Raw genomic sequence first — 806 nt, 5'->3', positions numbered from 1 at the left:
GCCCTCGAAAAACATTGGACTTCGAGACCCCCGCCGATAGGCTCAAGAAGGTGTTGCAATGACCGGTTGAATCCACCCGGGGTAAACGGACGTTTCTACTCGAAGCGATATTTGGTGGCGCCGTAGCACAGGCCCGGCTTCAACCATTGGCCACCCATGTCGAGGCACGTGTCGATCGCCGTCTGGCCCCGTAGCCACCATCCGCCGAGCAAGCCCAGTGCCAAGATGGCCGCAGCCAAGGTCAACTTCTTCCACATTCGAACCAGTTAACTGGCCGGATGAATGTCGGTAATGTCGGCGTGTTCGGAAAGGCAGCTTTTTGCAGGAAAGCGCGGATAGCTGCCATGTCCGGTTTCGGGAAGCGCGCCCTGCGCGCTGTATGACCGAGAAGTTCGGGTTAGCTGACATCCCACTTTAGCTGCTCGGCACTGACGACATCGCTGCCCGTGTGGCGGATGAACGCGTCCTTCAGCGCATCCTTATGCGGCTGCCACTTCTCGAGATCCTGGTGTGGGTCCATCCCGTCTGCTCGAAACAACCAGTCAACAAATTGATCAGCGGTCACAGGTCCGGTCTCAGGGATGAACATGTCGACGTGGAGCGGCTGGTCGTCGACCACGCCCCCGCACCATCCTCTTACAACACATGCTTCGTGCATCAGCGCATTGTAGCTAGACTTTTCACTCATCGGCGCTTGATGCCTTGTCGGACCTTCGTCCGCAATGTCGGCGTGTCCGGACGGTTGTCTAATTGATTTGAGCATCAGGCTTCCTTTTTCCCGTTGGCCAACGGTTGTCTGCGAGGTC

2 protein-coding genes are annotated in these 806 nt (G+C 57.6%); both read right to left on the bottom strand.

Annotated elements, in window-relative coordinates; genetic code table 11:
- Nucleotides 1–95: 95 nt before the first annotated feature.
- Nucleotides 96–224 carry a hypothetical protein gene (locus AC3WJD_RS22045; RefSeq protein ID WP_492749004.1) on the bottom strand — a complete coding sequence of 43 codons (129 nt, stop codon included), beginning with the start codon at nt 222–224 and terminating at the stop codon, nt 96–98.
- A gap of 173 nt (nt 225–397) precedes the next feature.
- The coding region (locus tag AC3WJD_RS22040) for a hypothetical protein (protein WP_492749002.1) at nt 398–806 on the bottom strand (409 nt) is incomplete at its 5' end.

The sequence above is a fragment of the Sphingobium sp. FW306-1B-F04DB genome (genome assembly GCF_058781925.1).
The sequence above is the reverse complement of the archived record's forward strand: the minus strand, read 5'-3'. Positions and strand labels throughout refer to the sequence as shown.